Source organism: Hominisplanchenecus faecis, assembly GCF_020687205.1.
Taxonomy (GTDB): Bacteria; Bacillota; Clostridia; order Lachnospirales; family Lachnospiraceae; genus Hominisplanchenecus; species Hominisplanchenecus faecis.
On sequence record NZ_JAJEQE010000005.1, the window covers coordinates 87,679 to 103,597 of the forward strand.

Annotated in this window: 12 protein-coding genes; all 12 read right to left on the reverse strand. The window is 45.4% G+C overall.

Going from position 1 to position 15,919, the window contains the following annotated elements; genetic code table 11:
- Positions 1-30: 30 nt before the first annotated feature.
- The 12 genes from LKD42_RS02875 to LKD42_RS02930 all read right to left on the reverse strand — a co-directional run bounded on the left by LKD42_RS02875 (position 31) and on the right by LKD42_RS02930 (position 15,800).
- Positions 31-579: a hypothetical protein gene (locus tag LKD42_RS02875; RefSeq protein ID WP_248834771.1), complete on the reverse strand. Its 549-nt coding sequence runs from the start codon at positions 577-579 to the stop codon at positions 31-33.
- A gap of 222 nt (positions 580-801) precedes the next feature.
- Entirely contained in the window at positions 802-2,568 is a 1,767-nt protein-coding gene (gene argS, locus LKD42_RS02880) for an arginine--tRNA ligase (protein WP_173897462.1), read from the reverse strand.
- Between the two features lie 62 nt (positions 2,569-2,630).
- Positions 2,631-3,395 (reverse strand): tRNA pseudouridine(38-40) synthase TruA, encoded by a 765-nt coding sequence (gene truA / locus LKD42_RS02885; protein WP_147631760.1) that lies wholly within the window; start codon positions 3,393-3,395, stop codon positions 2,631-2,633.
- Positions 3,396-3,805: 410 nt separating this feature from the next.
- A complete protein-coding gene (locus tag LKD42_RS02890) occupies positions 3,806-5,182 on the reverse strand; it encodes an ABC transporter substrate-binding protein (protein WP_248834783.1) in 1,377 nt (458 codons plus the stop codon).
- A 2-nt stretch (positions 5,183-5,184) separates the two neighbouring features.
- A complete protein-coding gene (locus LKD42_RS02895) occupies positions 5,185-6,957 on the reverse strand; it encodes a sensor histidine kinase (RefSeq protein WP_248834772.1) in 1,773 nt (590 codons plus the stop codon).
- On the reverse strand, positions 6,954-8,471 hold the full coding sequence (locus LKD42_RS02900) for a response regulator transcription factor (RefSeq protein ID WP_248834773.1): 1,518 nt from the start codon (positions 8,469-8,471) through the stop codon (positions 6,954-6,956). Before LKD42_RS02900 ends, LKD42_RS02895 begins: the two co-directional genes overlap by 4 nt.
- 73 nt (positions 8,472-8,544) lie before the next feature.
- Entirely contained in the window at positions 8,545-8,805 is a 261-nt protein-coding gene (locus tag LKD42_RS02905) for an HPr family phosphocarrier protein (RefSeq protein WP_022119805.1), read from the reverse strand.
- On the reverse strand, positions 8,798-9,766 hold the full coding sequence (gene whiA / locus LKD42_RS02910) for a DNA-binding protein WhiA (RefSeq protein ID WP_147631756.1): 969 nt from the start codon (positions 9,764-9,766) through the stop codon (positions 8,798-8,800). Before whiA ends, LKD42_RS02905 begins: the two co-directional genes overlap by 8 nt.
- 11 nt (positions 9,767-9,777) lie before the next feature.
- Positions 9,778-10,635: an RNase adapter RapZ gene (gene rapZ / locus LKD42_RS02915; RefSeq protein ID WP_022119807.1), complete on the reverse strand. Its 858-nt coding sequence runs from the start codon at positions 10,633-10,635 to the stop codon at positions 9,778-9,780.
- The gene (gene murB / locus LKD42_RS02920; RefSeq protein WP_248834774.1) at positions 10,636-11,547 is read right to left on the reverse strand and encodes a UDP-N-acetylmuramate dehydrogenase; all 912 of its coding nucleotides are present in this window, start codon (positions 11,545-11,547) and stop codon (positions 10,636-10,638) included.
- A 1-nt stretch (position 11,548) separates the two neighbouring features.
- Positions 11,549-12,730, reverse strand: coding sequence for an aminotransferase class I/II-fold pyridoxal phosphate-dependent enzyme (locus LKD42_RS02925; protein ID WP_248834784.1), 1,182 nt, complete (start codon positions 12,728-12,730; stop codon positions 11,549-11,551).
- The gene (locus LKD42_RS02930) at positions 12,720-15,800 is read right to left on the reverse strand and encodes a GtrA family protein (protein ID WP_248834775.1); all 3,081 of its coding nucleotides are present in this window, start codon (positions 15,798-15,800) and stop codon (positions 12,720-12,722) included. Before LKD42_RS02930 ends, LKD42_RS02925 begins: the two co-directional genes overlap by 11 nt.
- Positions 15,801-15,919: the final 119 nt, after the last annotated feature.

Below are 15,919 nucleotides of genomic sequence, written 5' to 3' on the forward strand. Positions count from 1 at the left end.
TTTAGCTGTGGGGAGTGTCAAGTATGCAAATTATACTCCGTCAGCTGCCAGCTCCAGTCGAAACTGCAGATCTTCTGTCCATTCTTTCCATTTTGGGGGGACTGTGATTTTTGCCTGAAAATGTACTTTTTTTCCTTCACAAAGTTTTTCTGCACAGTAAAAATAGCCATCTTTTTCGCAATAGAACCAGTTTTCATCCATCTGAATGTTTTCTAACAGATCTCTCTGCTGCGGTGCCATGATCCCGTCTGCCAGTACTTTGACCCGCACCTGCACCTTCTCTTCACTTTTTTCAACGGTGATCCAGGCAGATTTTTCTATTTGCTCTCCCGGCTTTACTTCGATATTCTCCGTCTGTTCTTCCTCTTCTTCCAGTAAAATATGTACCGGCCCGTTCATTGTGATATGACGGCTCCTGGCTCCTGCCACGTATCCGAAAAGCAAAATGCCTGCGGATAACACTCCCCACAATGGAGCCAAAAATCTATACATTTTTTTCTTCTTATCTGCTGCCGGTTCTTTTCGATGATACCGCCTTGTTCTTCGTTTTGAATACAAGATCCTTTCTTTCAAAATCATAGCATGTTTCCTTTCCCGGCATGTTTTCTTTCCATGCCTGTCCTGTTTTACATCCTATGTTTCCAAAAAGGGCTGCATACTTCTTTTTTGTTTTTTTGCCGATCTTTCGAACGCAGAAAACTGCAAAAAAAGAGACACCATGACGCTTTTCGCCACAGTGTCTGATTTTTATCTTATCTCCGACTAAGATAAAGGCTCCGCAAGTTCCGTGTTTTACACTTCCTACATTCTCTCCGGTGATGTGAATCCAAGTACATGGATGCAGCTCTCAAGCACATCTCTTGTCAGCATCAGAAGTGCCAGGTAACCTTTTTTCTTTTCTTCGTTCTCTTCGCTTAAGATCTTGACTTCATGATAGAAATGATTGAAGTCATTTGCCAGCTCATAAATATAAGCACAGATTTTATGCGGTGCCAGTTCTTCAAAAGCATTTTCCATAACCGCATTGAATTTGGACAATGCCAGCATCAGAGCTTTCTCGCTCTCACTGTTTGGTGTCTGGATGGTGATTCCTTCCAGAGAACCGCCTTCTGCCTGATAACGTGCCAGGATGGATTTGATACGCACGATCGTATACAGAATGTATGGACCGGTATTTCCTTCAAAGGAAGTGAAGCGGTCTACGTCAAAGACATAGTCTTTGGATGCCTGGTTGGAAAGGTCTCCGTATTTGATTGCGGAAAGTCCGACGATCTGTGCCGTCTTTCTTGCTTCTTCCGGATCGGTCTCGTGGTTTTCCATGATCTTGCGATACATTTCTTCGTTGATCTCTTTGATCAGGTTTTCCAGACGCATAACGCCGCCGTCACGTGTCTTGAACGGCTTTCCGTCTTTGCCGTTCATCGTGCCGAAGCCAAGGAAGGTAAGTCTGGTATCATCCTCTACCAGTTTTGCCTTCTTTGCACAGCGGAAACACTGGATAAAGTGCAGTTCCTGACGTTTATCTACCACGTAGAGGATCTCATCCGGATGATACAGTTTCATTCGCTCGATGATCGTCGCAAGGTCTGTCGTATTATAGAGGGAAGCCCCGTCAGATTTCAGGATCATGCACGGCGGGATTTCCTTGGTGTCAGACTCTTCTTTGACATCTACTACAAGTGCTCCGTCATCGATATAGGCATAACCGTTATCTTTGAGGTATTTTACCATATCCGGGATGTACGGCTGTGCATCGGACTCGCCTTTCCAGAGATCAAAAGATACATCCAGACGTTCGTAATTCTTCTTCAAGTCTGTTACGGATACATTCAGGATGTGTTTTAAGATACCCTGATAACCTCTGTGACCGTGCTGAAGCTGATAGGTTGCCTGCATGGCAGCTTCTTTGTAGGCTTCATCTTCTTTGGATTTTCCGCTTGCAGTCGGGTAGATTTCTTCCAGCTCACTGATCGTAAATGGCGGCTCTTCCGGATATTCTCCGGTATAACTCTCATTAAAATAAACCAGATCCGGTTTTCTCTCACGCAGCTCTGTGATGATCAGTCCCATCTGCAGACCCCAGTCTCCAAGATGTACATCCCCGATCATCTCATGACCCATAAAACGTCCGAGACGTTTGATGCTCTCACCGATGATCGCAGAACGCAGATGTCCGACATGCAGCGGTTTTGCCACGTTTGGTCCGCCGTAGTCCAGGATGATCTTCTTTGGATGCTCTGCTTTTTCTACGGAAAGATTTTCATCTGCCTGCATCTGTTTTAAATACTCTGCCAGATAATCTCCGGAAAGCTTCAGGTTGATAAAGCCCGGACTGACTGCCTGTACTTCCTGGAAAATACCGTTTTCCTTCAGTTTTGCCACAACATCATTTGCGATCATGATCGGAGCTTTTTTGTAGGTTTTTGCTGCTGCCAGTGCACCATTACACTGATATTCACATAAATCAGGACGATTGGAAAGCGTCACTTTTGCAAAATCGGCACTGTAGCCGGCTTCTTCAAACGCTTTGACAACCTCTTCTGAAATCAGATCCAATATTTTTTTCATATGGTTTTCCTTTCCTCTAAACTGTTTATTTTCCGGTATCCTGCCGGAAACCCTGTTTTTTATTATAATGTTTCGCTTTCTTTTTGTAAAGGAGAATATAAGACCTTCTCAAGGGTAAGTCCCTTTGCCGGTGCCGTAAATCCTGCCTTTTCGCGGTCTCTAACTTCCAGCAGTTCTGCCACGGAGGAAAGACTTCTCTTTTTCATTCCAACTTCCAGAAGTGTTCCGGTAAGAATCCGGATCATATGATGCAGAAACCCATTTCCGGTGTATGTGATCACGATTTCCCCTTCTTTTTCTTTCAGATCAATGCTGTAGATTGTCCGCACCGTTGATTTTTTCATTCGCCTGTTGGCACAGAAGCTCTTAAAATCATGTGTCCCGGTAAGGATCTCTGCCGCCCGGCACATAAGCTCCATATCCGGCTTTTCTCCGAAATCATAGATATAACGCCTCTCAAATACCTTTTTGACTTCTCCTGTGGCGATTCGGTAAACATAAATCTTCCCGGTGGCATTCAGTCTGCTGTGAAAACGCTCCGGAACTTCTCTCACTTCGGATACGGCAATATCTTCCGGCAGATAACGGTTCAGATACTGTTTCACTTCCTGTGGATCGACCTGTTCCTTCAGATGTACATTTGCCACCTGCTCTTTTGCATGCACCCCCGCATCCGTGCGTCCGGCTCCCTGGATCTGCACTTCTTCCCCGCACATTTTGGACAGAACCGCTTCGATTTTTCCCTGAATGGTGGATTCGGTACGCTCCTGTCTCTGCCATCCTTCGTAGCGTGTTCCATCATATTGAACTAATATCTTATAATTCACCGTCACACTCTCCTTTCTTTTTCCGTCTTTTTCGTTCTTTTTCTATCTTTTTTATGCATAATGCTTCAAACTCATCATCGTTTTTCTTTCACTTTCGTTCTCAAACAGTCAATCCGTCCAATTCGGTCACCATTTTTTCTGCATTTCGTCCAATTCTTTCATAAACGTTCAAAATCTATTCACGATTTCTTCACAATCACAACACATGGATTTCATATTTTCATTTTATTATAATAACTGTCAAAGCAAGAAACACTTTAGACAATTTTTCTTTTTCATAACTCCCTCTTATTTTAACATTTGCGGAATGCTTCGGAAAGGCATTCCGCTTTTGTTTTATGATAAGATGGAAATTCAAGTCGAACGCACGTGAGACTTGGCACGCGATTTTGATCAGCTTTCTGCATTTTTTAATATACGGTAATATCTTTCAGCTCTTTTTGCAGTTCTTCTCTTAACAGTTCTTCCGCTTCTTCCGAAGAAAGATTTCGATCTCTGTTCAGGGCATTTAAAATCATCCACAAACATTCATGGATCACACCATCCTGCGAAGTAAGTGTACGTGTTTTAATGCTTGGTATGATATGATCCATATAATAGATGCCCAGATCCTGATTTCCGAACCAGCGGCTTTTATAGCTTTTCAGGGACGGATCTTCTTCGTATGGCTTTTTTGCCGTAGTCATAAGTCCCATGGAGTTGAGTGTCCTTGCCCCTTCGGTCGAAAGTGTCGCAAATTTCAGAAATTCCCACGCCAGACGTTTATCTTTGCAGGTTTTTGTGATCCCCATACTTGTCCCACCCCAGTTGGCATTTCCCTCCGGTGCACTCATCAGCCCCCAGCGTCCGAGATTTTTCTGCTGCGGATCGCTTGATTCAATGCTGGATTTGACGGACCAGGTTGCACAGGCAGTAAAAATGTGCCGGTCTTCCCGAAGTGCCTCATTCCATGCTGGTGTCCAGGTGATCAGATTATCTGAAATATGCTCATCACGGAAACGGGTAACCAGCGACAGGGAACGGCCGAAAACATTTTCCACATTGATCTTTCCATCATTTACCCAGGCCATATCGGACTGTTCCTGCGTAAACTGCCGGATATCCTCAAGTGAAAACCACATATAAACCTCGCCGTTGCTTTTTTCGTAAACTTCTTTCCCTTTCTGGATAAAGGCTTCCCAGGTTGGCATCATCTTTTCCAGCTCTTCCGGATCGTCTGTTCCAAGATATTTTTTTGCAAGATCTCTGCGGTACGCCAGCCCTGCTGGTGAGAGCGACTGTTCAATCCCACAGATATTTCCTTTGCTGTTGATCATATGCGGGTGCAGATATTCATAAACTTCCGAAAGGCGGAAATTGTATGGTTCCTGCTCCAGTGGCTCCCACATATCAAATTCAAACACTTCACCTCTGGAGTCGATGACAGACCAGGCAATGTCCGGAAGTTCTCCGCCGACGATCAGTGCTGTTTCATATTTTTTTGGCATATCTTTGTTTTCAACGGAAGTATATTCAAATGTAACGTTTGGATAGATCTTCTGAAACGCCTGTGTGACTGTCTGATAATAGTCGGTATCCCACCCCCACATGGTCAGTGTCCCTTCATAAGCTTTCGGAAGTTCTTCGTCAAAAGAAATTTCCTGTGTTGCTTTGTTTTTGCTCTCGGTTTTTGTTGCCTCTTCTTTTTGCTCTTTTTCCGGTAAAACCACGGTTTGCTTTTTCTGACATCCGGTCATCAGACCTCCGCTCAGAAACATCACCGTCAGAATCCTTCCGATTTTTCTCATTTTCAATCTTTTTCCTCCGCCCTTTTTACCGGAAGTGTCAGAATGACTGTCGTTCCTTTTCCTTGTGTGCTTTGTATCTCCATTCCAAATCCCTCTCCGTACAGGTAGTGGATACGGTCACGGACATTCTCCACACCGATGTGTTTTCGTGCCTTGTTTTCTGCCATGGTCTCTCCCTGCTTAAACCGCTTCAGCTGTTCTTTGCTGACACCAATCCCTTCATCTTTTACCATAATACAGAGTTTTTCTCCCTGCTTCTGAATGATGATCCAAATCTTTCCGGATGCTTCCGTCGGCAGGATCCCGTGCAGGATCGCATTTTCCACAAGCGGCTGGATCATGGTTTTCGGCACCAGGCAGTCCTTTAATCCCTCTTCGCATTTTACTTCCACCTGAAATACATCCGGATAGCGGTATCTTTGAATATCCAGATAACATTTTGTCAGTTCCAGTTCTTTTTCAATGGTGGTCTCCACATTTCCATCTCCGACTTTTAAAGTCTCGTGCAGCGTATAGATCAGGGAGTGTACGATCTTCACTACATCCTGATTTTTCCCGGCCGCCGATAAATATACTACTGTATTTAATACATTATAGAGATAATGTGGATTGATCTGTGAGAGCGTAATGTCATATTCCATATCACGTTTCTGTTTTTCATAGGCAATACGTTCCTGCTCTCCTTTGTACAGCTCCGTCATCATATCCTGGAAACATTGATATAAAATCTCGATCTCATCGCCGGTATAGACAATGTGGATCGGCTGCTGTTTGCCATACTCCGTGCGTTCCATCTGCTTTGACAGTTCCGTCACCGGACGCACCATATTCTCCAGGATTCTGGAAACAACGAGCAGCACCAGTCCTACGCAAAGTAAAAAGGAGAGCACAAAAAACTTCAGCACAAAACTGCTGTTTTCCAGAAGATCTGCATTGGTAAGGAACGTACAGAGCTTCCATCCGGTCCCGTCTACCGGTATGCAGATCAGATAACCGCCGGGAGTATGATAAATATTTTCCTGATCCAGCTCTTTTTCTTTTATGGCATTCCGCAGCACATTCTTTTTATCCTTCTGATACAGAATTTCCGAACCATTTCCGATCAGGGCAACCATATCCTGTGTCTCTGCATAAGCCTTCACCTGCGTCAGAAAGTACTCCAGGCTCATCTCCAGATAGAGTGTCGCTTTCAGATGACCGTAACGGCGTTTGTCATACATTGGGATCGCATAACAAATTTTTCTTGTATCATTTCCGGAGTCACTGTCATAATAGGGATCGGAATAGATCCATTCCTTCTTTGCAGTGTATTCTTCCAGTTCCTTCTGCTTTAATTTTTGCTTCAGATAGGCACTGTCCCTGGAGCTGTAACTGCTTCCGAAAAAATTTCCGTCTGCCATCCGAAGAACAGACCCTTCCAGATAGGTACGCAGATTATTATAAAACACCAGCCGTTTTGTCACCTTATCATACTGGTTCTGCCTGCGGAATTCATTCCCTTTGACGTTCTCTTCCAGAAGGTACTGTAGCTGTTCATCCACCAGAATACTCTGTGCAAACCGGCGGTTATCCTCCGCCTGAAATGCAATCTGGCTGCCAACCTGCATCAGACGGTTTTTTTCTTCTTCAAGCCTCTGTTTTCGCACCACCTGATTAAAATATAAATAGCCGATCAGCGTACTCAAAATCATGGAACATATCAAAATCAGAGAAATACTCCGCAGGATCCGTCCTTTTAAATGTTTTTTGTCTCTTTTCTTTCGCTCTGTTTTCATTCTTTCCTCTGTTTTTTATATTCCTGCGGTTTCATCCCTACGTTCCGCATAAAGATCTGGCTGAAATACTGGCTGGTGCGGTAGCCAACCATCTGGGCTGTTTCTGCGACCGTACTGTTCTCCTCCCATAGCAGACGCTTTGCCTCGGAAATTCTTACATTGGTCAGATATTTCAGAAAGGTCTGTCCGGTTTCTTTTTTAAAGATCTGTCCAAGATATACCCCGTTCATATGAAATTTCTCACCGAGCAGCTCCAGGCTTAACTCCTGCGGATAATTTTTTTCGATATAATCGATCATATCCAGCACCGTTCTGGAATAACCAAGCCGGGCTTTTCTTGCATATTTCTGCTGTATGTACGAAAAATTCCTGCAATAATACTGTTCAATCTCACGGATCGTATAAAGCGGTTCTTTCAGATCGATCTCTTTGCAGTTTTCACTCTCGCACAGTTCCCCGAGCAGATTGCTTAACGAAGGCAGGAGCATTTTGCAGTCTTCCAGATCTTCCTTTTCCCGGATTCCCGAAAAAATTACCTCGATCTGCTTTTCCAGCTCCTCTTCTGAACCATAGATCGCTTCCCGCAGTATGCGGATCTGTTCACCCCAGATTGCTTTCTTTTCTTTTTCCGGCATTTTTTCCATTGCACAGATCGCCTCATCTTCCCAGAACACGGAATAACGGATCTGGCGTGATATGGTGCGGAAAGTCTCACTGATCTCCTCCGGTGTGATTTCGTAGCTGTAGACCATGTTAAAATGCATCTGCAAACACAGCTCCAGCTGATCTGCGATCTGATGGCATTTTCGCAGGATCAGACTGTTCACCATGTATTTGCTCGCTGTATTTTCAATGCGGTAAAGTAAAATCCAGTTGTTCTCCGTGATCTGCACATCTGCCGCATAAAACACAATATTTTCCAGGCTCTCTTCCAGAATGTTCCGCACAGCCTCCTGCTCTTCTTCGGTCCACCTTGTCTCGGCAAACTCACCCTGAATGACCGGATTACGTTTGTGGAGAAGCAGAAGAAAGAAGCGATTGCCCAGGATGCTCTTATCCAGTTCTTCTGCCGTCACCCGATGGTAGATCAGCTGATTCATAAAATATTTCTGATATATTTTTTTCTTATTGCCTGCTCTCTCCAGCTTTTCTTTCACTTCTTCCAACTCTTTTAGAATCAGTTCCGAAGAAAGCTCGTGTTTCAGAAGATAATTGGATACGCCGTAGCGGATTCCCTTCTGGGCATAATCAAAATCACGGTACGCCGAAAGCAGGATCACAACGGTTTCTTTGTCTTTTTCTTTGATCTGTCTTGTCAGCTCCAGACCATCCGTTCCCGGCATGCGGATATCCGAGATCACGATCTGCGGATGCGTCCTGTCAAAAAGTTCCAGAGCCTTTTTCCCACTCGTCGCACATCCCACCACATGATAGCCGTTTCTTTCCCAATCCACCATGTTTTTCAGATATTCCAGTGCCAGTACTTCATCGTCTACCAGCATAATATCAGTCATAGCACTGCTACCTCCCTGTATAAAAACAGCCCCGAAAAAATCGGGGCTGCACATTTTCTTTTGCAGTTTGTATTTAATTTGCCTTGCCGCTTAAGTATTTCTCGATATTTGCAATTGCTTCCTGTTCATCTTCACCGCTGGCAGACACCATGATGTCTTCCCCTGATGTCAGTCCTAATGTCATCATACCCATGATACTCTTTGCATTGACGCGTCTCTGTTCGCTCTCTACATAGATATCACTTTCAAACTGGCTGGCAACCTGAACAAGCAGTGCTACCGGTCTTGCTTCCAGCCCACTTGGAATCTGAATGGTAATCGGTTTCTTAATCATAATAATTTTCCTCCTCATTATCTCTTAGCGTTTCCGCAATATCGCTTAATTTTCTCAGTCTGTGATTTACGCCGGACTTTCCGACCGGGGTTGAAAGCATCATCCCCAGCTCTTTGAGCGTTGCCTCCGGCTGCTCCAGACGCAGCCTTGCAATCTCTGCAAGTCCCTCGGACAGCTGCTCAAAACCGATCTTCTGCTGAATATAGCGGATATCTTCGATCTGTCTGACTGCCGCACTTACTGTCTTATGAATATTGGCTGTCTCACAGTTGACCTTGCGGTTGACCGAGTTACGCATCTCCTTCAAGATGCGTACATTCTCAAGCTCCATTAAAGAAACATGAGCTCCCATCACGTTTAACATATCTACGATCTGGGATCCTTCTTTGAGATACACTACAAAATGCTTTTTTCGCTGTACGATCTTCGCGTCCACGCCAAAATCATTCATGATCTCCTGAAGCTGAACTGCTTTGTGAACCGTCGCACATACGATTTCAAAATGATAAAATTTCTGCGGATCACTGATGGAACCCGCCGCCAGGAAAGCACCTCGTATAAAAGCCCGTCGGCAGCATGTTTTTTGAATCACCAGATTGTCCGAGATAGAAAACTGCTCCTCAATTTCCATATCCGCATTGAACAGCCTGGCCGCCTTCAGAATACGTATCGCATCTTCATGGTTCAACACCGCCACCGTATATGTACGGCTTCCTTTTGAAAATGTACCCTGCCTGATTGAAACTTCAACTTCTATATTAAATGCTTTTTTCAATAATGTAAAGTACTTTCTTGCAACATATACGTTTTCTGTCTGGATTTTTAAACTGTAATGATCTTTTTCGGATATGGAAACACCGCCGCACATGCTGATGATCGCCGCGATCTCGGCAATCTGGCAATGGCGTGCCAACGTCTGGTGTCTGGATAATTCGTCCTTCACTCCACTTGAAAATGACATGGCATCCTCCGTTATTTCCCGATATCTCTGTGTTCGATGCGAATGCCGTAATCATTCTGGAGACTCAGGCTTTCGAACAGCTTATTTGCCAGTGTCACAGAACGGTGTTTGCCGCCTGTACAGCCGATGCCGATGATCAGCTGATTTTTTCCTTCCTGCACATAGTTCGGCAGCAGAAACTGCACCATATCCGTCAGTTTATTTAAAAATACATGGGAAACATCAAATCCCATTACGTAATCCTGCACCGGTTTGTCATTTCCGGTCTGTTTTTTCAGTTCATCGATATAATACGGATTCGGCAGAAAACGCACATCAAATACCAGATCGGCATCCGCCGGAATTCCGTACTTGAACCCAAAAGAGAGTACCGTCACAACCAGGCTTTTAAACTCTCTTCCTTCCACAAAAATCTTTTCCAGCTCCATATTAAGCTCTCTTGTGAGCAGTTTGCTGGTATCGATGATATAGTCTGCATGACGCTTCAGAAACGCAAGTTTCTCACGCTCCTGTGCGATCCCGCGGTCCACGCGGCCGCCGCGTGCCAGCGGATGGGTCCTTCTCGTTTCTTTATAACGCTTCACCAGCACTTCATCAGCTGCATCCAGAAACAGGATCTCGTATTTCTGACTGGCTGCCGCCATGCCTTCCAGCACATCTTCCAGTTTTCCAAGTGCCTCGCCGCTTCTTACGTCCACGCCAAGTGCCACCCTCTGGATCTCACTTCCCGGTGTGTACGCCATCTCCGCAAATTTGGAAATCAGCGAGATCGGCAGGTTGTCCACGCAGAAATATCCCATATCTTCCAGTCTGTTTAATGCTGTACTTTTTCCGGCTCCTGACATACCGGTCACAATCACAAATCTCATTTAAAATTCTCCCAGTAATTTCACTTCCGGCTCCAGTGTCACACCACTTTGTGCTTTTACTCTTTCCGCCACCTGACGGATCAGTTCGGTGACATCTTCTGCCGTTGCATCGCCTGTATTGATCACAAAACCGCAGTGTTTTTCCGATACCTGTGCACCGCCGACCTGAAATCCGCGAAGTCCGGCATCCATGATCAGCTTTCCGGCAAAGTATCCTTTCGGACGTTTGAACGTACTTCCGGCACTCGGATATTCCAGCGGCTGTTTGGAAATCCGCTTTTTCTTCAGATCTTCCATCACGGCACGGATTTCTTTTAGATCTCCGTCTGTCAGCTGCAGAACAGCTTCCAGCACAAGATAGCCTTTTTCTGCAATGATGCTTGTCCGGTATCCCATCTTCAGTTCTTCTCTTTTTAAGGTTTTTACTTCGCCTTTTTCTGTCAGAACCGTGACTTCTTCTGTCACATCTTTCATTTCTCCGCCGTAGGCTCCGGCATTCATTACCATGGCTCCGCCGATGGTTCCCGGAATCCCGGCTGCAAATTCAAACCCTGTCAGGGATGCTTCCAGTGCCTTTTTCGCTGTCCTGGAAAGCAGTGTGCCAGCCTGCACATACAGCCTGTCTCCCTCCACGCGAAGATCTGAAAAATTTTTAAAAAGCTGAATGATCACTCCACGGAATCCACGGTCACTGACCAGAAGATTGCTTCCGTTTCCGATCACATACCATGGCATTGCCTCGCTTTTACATAATTCTATAATATTTTTTATCTGATCTGTTGTCTGTGGGGAAACAAAATAATCCGCCGCACCGCCGATGCGAAACGTTGTGTGCTGTTTCATCGGTTCGTCTGTTCTGACATTTTCTTTTCCCGCAATTTCACAAAGCTGCTTAAAAAAACCTGCCTTCACATCATTCTCCTTTTCTTTTCAACAATCCGCTCTCTGCGATTGCTTTTACAATTTCCTGCATCACCGGAACCGGTTCTACCAGGGCAAATCGCATAAATCCCTCTCCGAGACTTCCGAAACTGCTGCCCGGCACACCGATCAGTCCTGTTTTTTCCATCAGTTCCATACAGAATTCTTCCGATGTACCATGTCCTTTTGGCACCGGTGCCCATACAAACATCGTACCTTCGCTGTCCGGAACATCCCAGCCGATGCTGCGAAGTCCGCCGCAGAATGCCTGATTTCTTCTCTCATATTCTTCGCACTGTGCAAGCACTGCGTCCTGCGGACCGTTCAGTGCTGCTGCCGCACCGTACTGGATCGGCAGAAAAACACCATAATCAAACTGCGTTCTCACAGAACGGAATTTATCTACGATCTTCTGATTTCCAATCACAAAAGAAATTCTTGCACCGGTAAGGTTGTAAGACTTGGACAGAGAATAAAACTCCACACCGACCTCTTTTGCCCCTTCGTAGCTTAAAAAAGATTTTCCTTCTCTTCCTCCGTAGATAATATCAGAATATGCATTATCATGTAAAATAATGATATTATATTTTTTCGCAAATGCAATCAGCTCTTCATAAAAGGCATCATTCGCCGTTGCACAGACCGGATTTAACGGATAAGAAACCAGCATGTATTTTGCTGCTTTTGCCGTCTCTTCCGGAATATCAGAAAGCTTCGGCAGAAATCCGTTTTCACGGTACAAAGGATAAGTACGCACATCCGCACCGCACAGAGACGGACCGATGCTGAAGATCGGATACCCCGGATTCGGAGTTAAGACCACATCGCCCGGATTGCAGAGTGCCCAGGCAATATGAGCCATACCTTCCTGTGAACCGTTGATCGTCATGATCTCTTCCGGCTCAATGGATACACCAAATCTTCTCTTATAAAAATTCTGCACTGCCTCCAGAAGAAACGGGCGGTCTGTCAGTGCATATTTATAATTTTCCGGATCTTTTGCCGCCTCTGAAACAGCTTCCATGATATGAGGTGCCGGCTTGAAATCCGGTGTGCCGACGGAAAGATTATAAACTTTCTTTCCCGCCTTCACCATCTCTTCTTTCTTTTCATTTAATATTGCAAAAATTCCTGCCTGAAAGCTGTCCGCTTTCTTCGAGAACTCAAATTCCATGATCCTCTCCATCTCCTTCTTGTATATCTCCTGTATCCGCGTCCGCCTGATCCGCAGATACGGTTTCTTCTGCTGTTTCATCTTTCTCATCCGCATCTTTTTCTGCCTGTCCGTTTTCAAAGTCATATTCTTCAAACGCATCACTCGCAGATGAAAGTTCCGGCTTTTTACCTTTTCTGATCCAGATCGCACTGGTCAGCAGGTAAAGTGCCACACAGATCAGGCTGATCCAGGTACCCTTCCAGAGTCCTTCCGGCGTATATTCAAACGTGATCGTGTGTGTTCCTTCTGTCACATCAACACCGGTCAGTGCATCTCCGATCATATAATAATCATCGTCTTCGCCATCGATCTTGACGCTCCATCCTTCATCATATGGAAGAGAAAGCATCAGAACGCCGTCTTCGGCCGCTTCCACCGTTCCTTCAAACTTTCCGTCCTCAAATTTTGTGAGCTGTAACTGAGATTTGGCCAGCTCATCATGTACCTGCTGATAGAGTTCCTGATCGCAGGTCCACACTTCCGCTGTCACCGGTCCGCTCTGGTTTTCCTTAAAGGTGCAGGTGACTGTCGCATTGTCGATCGCATCAAAACATCCGAGGTCATACAAATGATCGTTATAAGTGTCATATGTTCTTGTATAATCCGGTGTCGTGATCTCAATGCTGGACACAGATGAGGTCACATCCAGATAAACCTGTTTGCCCGCCGGAAGCACGATTGTATAAGTGCCGCCGTCTTCCATGTCGATCGTCTCTTCCAGTTCAAAAAGATCTTCATCAATACCGGTTGCCATCGCCACGAAATCATTCTGTACCTCAAAATGATCGGTGCTGTCTGTCGTCCAGTCAATAATGTCATCTTTTACCATAAATCCAAGACCCAATGCCCCGCTGTTCTTATACAGATTCATATCGCCTTCCTGATCGACTTTCTCCATCTGATAGAGCTGATCGGTTCCGCGGCTCGAGAGCACATATTTTACGCCGAAAATATCATTGACCAGTTTGGTAAATCCATTATAACCGTTTTTATTCGTTCTCGCCTCAATACCGAGGCCTTTGCACATATCAACCGTAGCTGCCGGCATTGTAGAGGAAAACAGAACCACGCCGTCCGCTCCGAGAAACATATTCTCGTCACGCATACGGTTGCTGTCAATCTCGCTTCGATAGAAATGATCCTGATTTCCCTGTCTGCCTTCCTGTCGTTCGGTTGTTTTTTCATAGGCGATCTGTTCATCCAGATAGGTACTTCGTCCCACAGTTCCGTTGCAGAATACACCAAAGATCGCATAACTTACCATTTCCACCGCTGCCAGGAAAAAGAAAAGAGAGCGGAAGACCTCCCGGTGCATTTTCCCAAGGCGATAGATCAGCATCGCCATACCATAGAGGATCAGAAGTCCGATGGTGATGCCATACGTATACAGTTCCCGTTCGCCAAGTCCGGTCACTGCAGAATAGATGGCAAACGCAAGCGGTGCTGCCATCGCCAGAAGAATCTGCCATACCTTAAACTTATGCATATGCCTCCAGGCATCAAATGCCATCGTGAGCATCAGGAAAATATAGATAAATGCAAAACGGTTCGGCAGTCCGTTCTGTACATGGAAACCATGCCAGATATAGTTGAGCACATTGACATCAAAGCTTACATAGAGCAGCACAAGCAGTGCCGTCTTTGCGATCCGTTCACGCAGCTTGATATTTTTATCCAGCAGATACAGAACAGCCAGGATCAGCGTCACCGTTCCGCAGAATGCATTGACACCGATCTGGTCGTCCGCAATGTTGATCGGTTCGCAGAATGCAAACTGGCTCGTCAGCTGCGATAAATTATTAACAAACAGCTTGATCGGGCTTGGAAAACTGTTCTCCGCAGACTCCGTAACGCCAAGTGCGACATAAGCCGGCAGCAGTACCACGGCAGCCATACCTCCTGCAAGCAGGGCATGCCAGCCGAAATTGACTGCTGAAGTAATGATGTTTTTGATCTTGATCTCTCTTGCACTGATCCACAGAACCACAAAATAAAGGCAGGAAAACAGGCAGAGCATAAAGCCGATGTAATAGTTGCAGTATAATGCATAAAACAGGGAAATGCAGAACAGACTGCCCCTCTCTCCTTTTAAAATCCGCTCGATCCCCATCATCACAAGCGGCAGCATGGCAATGCTGTCCAGCCACATCAGGTTGAAATAGTATCCGATGATAAAGCTGCCAAGAGAAAACATCAGCGAGAACACAAGCGGCATGTAAGTCTGGCCTTTGCTCTTCGTACTGAAATACCAGGCAGAGGTAAGACCGCAAAGTCCGATCTTGATCACGATCAGAAGTGCCATCGCATCCATCATATTTCTCTTCGGGAAAAGCACAATCAGGAAATTCAGTGGGCTCGCCAGATAATAGGCATACGTTGCCCAGAAATTAAAGCCCAGTCCTCCTCCAAAAGAATAGCGAAGGGAACTTCCCTGTTCCAGTTTTTCATGGAATTCCGTAAAAAACGGAAGATACTGGTGGAGTGAATCGATGATCAGCACACCATGATCTCCAAACGGAAATACCTGATTGACTGCAAACGCCAGTGCGATCGTCAGTGCCGGAATGGCAAAGCCGAGGATGCAGCAGTTGCGTTTTACCGGATTTACCGGTGCCTTCTCTTTTTCCGAGAATACAAACACTTTACTGAAAATATAGTTCAGCACCAGCACAACCACCTGAAGTGCCAGCTTGGAACCCACTTCCGGAATGCCAAACAGACAGCTCAGAAAAACAACGCCGAACACTTCGATAAACATCGTGGAGAGACGCATTCCGATAAAACTGCCCATTTCCACGGCCAGTTCCCGCACTCCATGCGTGCGGCTTTCAAAAACAAACTGTTTGTTGACTGCGTATGCAAACAGGATAGAGAGAAAGATCGCCAGCACATTTGCAAGCGTCATATCAACCCCAAGTACAGTTCGCAGCAGGGCATAACTTCCAAGATTTACAAATGTCGTACACCCGCCAAAGAAAATATAGCGGATGCCCTGATTACGGTATAATTTTTTTATAAATTCTGCCATATTACCTTCCTTACTTTTTCTGTAAAGCGGATTCTTATGATCCGCCGCACTACGTTTTTTGGATGCTTTGATCTTTACACAGAACAAGAACAAAGTCCACACCCTGATCTTTGCATCCA

What these genes read in the sequence shown, in the direction of transcription:
- LKD42_RS02890 (WP_248834783.1), bottom strand. Translation starts at nt 5,182, where the DNA reads ATGAGAAAAATCGGAAGGATTCTGACGGTGATGTTTCTGAGCGGAGGT.
- argS (WP_173897462.1), bottom strand. Translation starts at nt 2,568, where the DNA reads ATGAAAAAAATATTGGATCTGATTTCAGAAGAGGTTGTCAAAGCGTTT.
- LKD42_RS02925 (WP_248834784.1), bottom strand. Translation starts at nt 12,730, where the DNA reads ATGGAATTTGAGTTCTCGAAGAAAGCGGACAGCTTTCAGGCAGGAATT.
- whiA (WP_147631756.1), bottom strand. Translation starts at nt 9,766, where the DNA reads ATGTCATTTTCAAGTGGAGTGAAGGACGAATTATCCAGACACCAGACG.
- LKD42_RS02900 (WP_248834773.1), bottom strand. Translation starts at nt 8,471, where the DNA reads ATGACTGATATTATGCTGGTAGACGATGAAGTACTGGCACTGGAATAT.
- rapZ (WP_022119807.1), bottom strand. Translation starts at nt 10,635, where the DNA reads ATGAGATTTGTGATTGTGACCGGTATGTCAGGAGCCGGAAAAAGTACA.
- LKD42_RS02930 (WP_248834775.1), bottom strand. Translation starts at nt 15,800, where the DNA reads ATGGCAGAATTTATAAAAAAATTATACCGTAATCAGGGCATCCGCTAT.
- LKD42_RS02895 (WP_248834772.1), bottom strand. Translation starts at nt 6,957, where the DNA reads ATGAAAACAGAGCGAAAGAAAAGAGACAAAAAACATTTAAAAGGACGG.
- LKD42_RS02905 (WP_022119805.1), bottom strand. Translation starts at nt 8,805, where the DNA reads ATGATTAAGAAACCGATTACCATTCAGATTCCAAGTGGGCTGGAAGCA.
- LKD42_RS02875 (WP_248834771.1), bottom strand. Translation starts at nt 579, where the DNA reads ATGATTTTGAAAGAAAGGATCTTGTATTCAAAACGAAGAACAAGGCGG.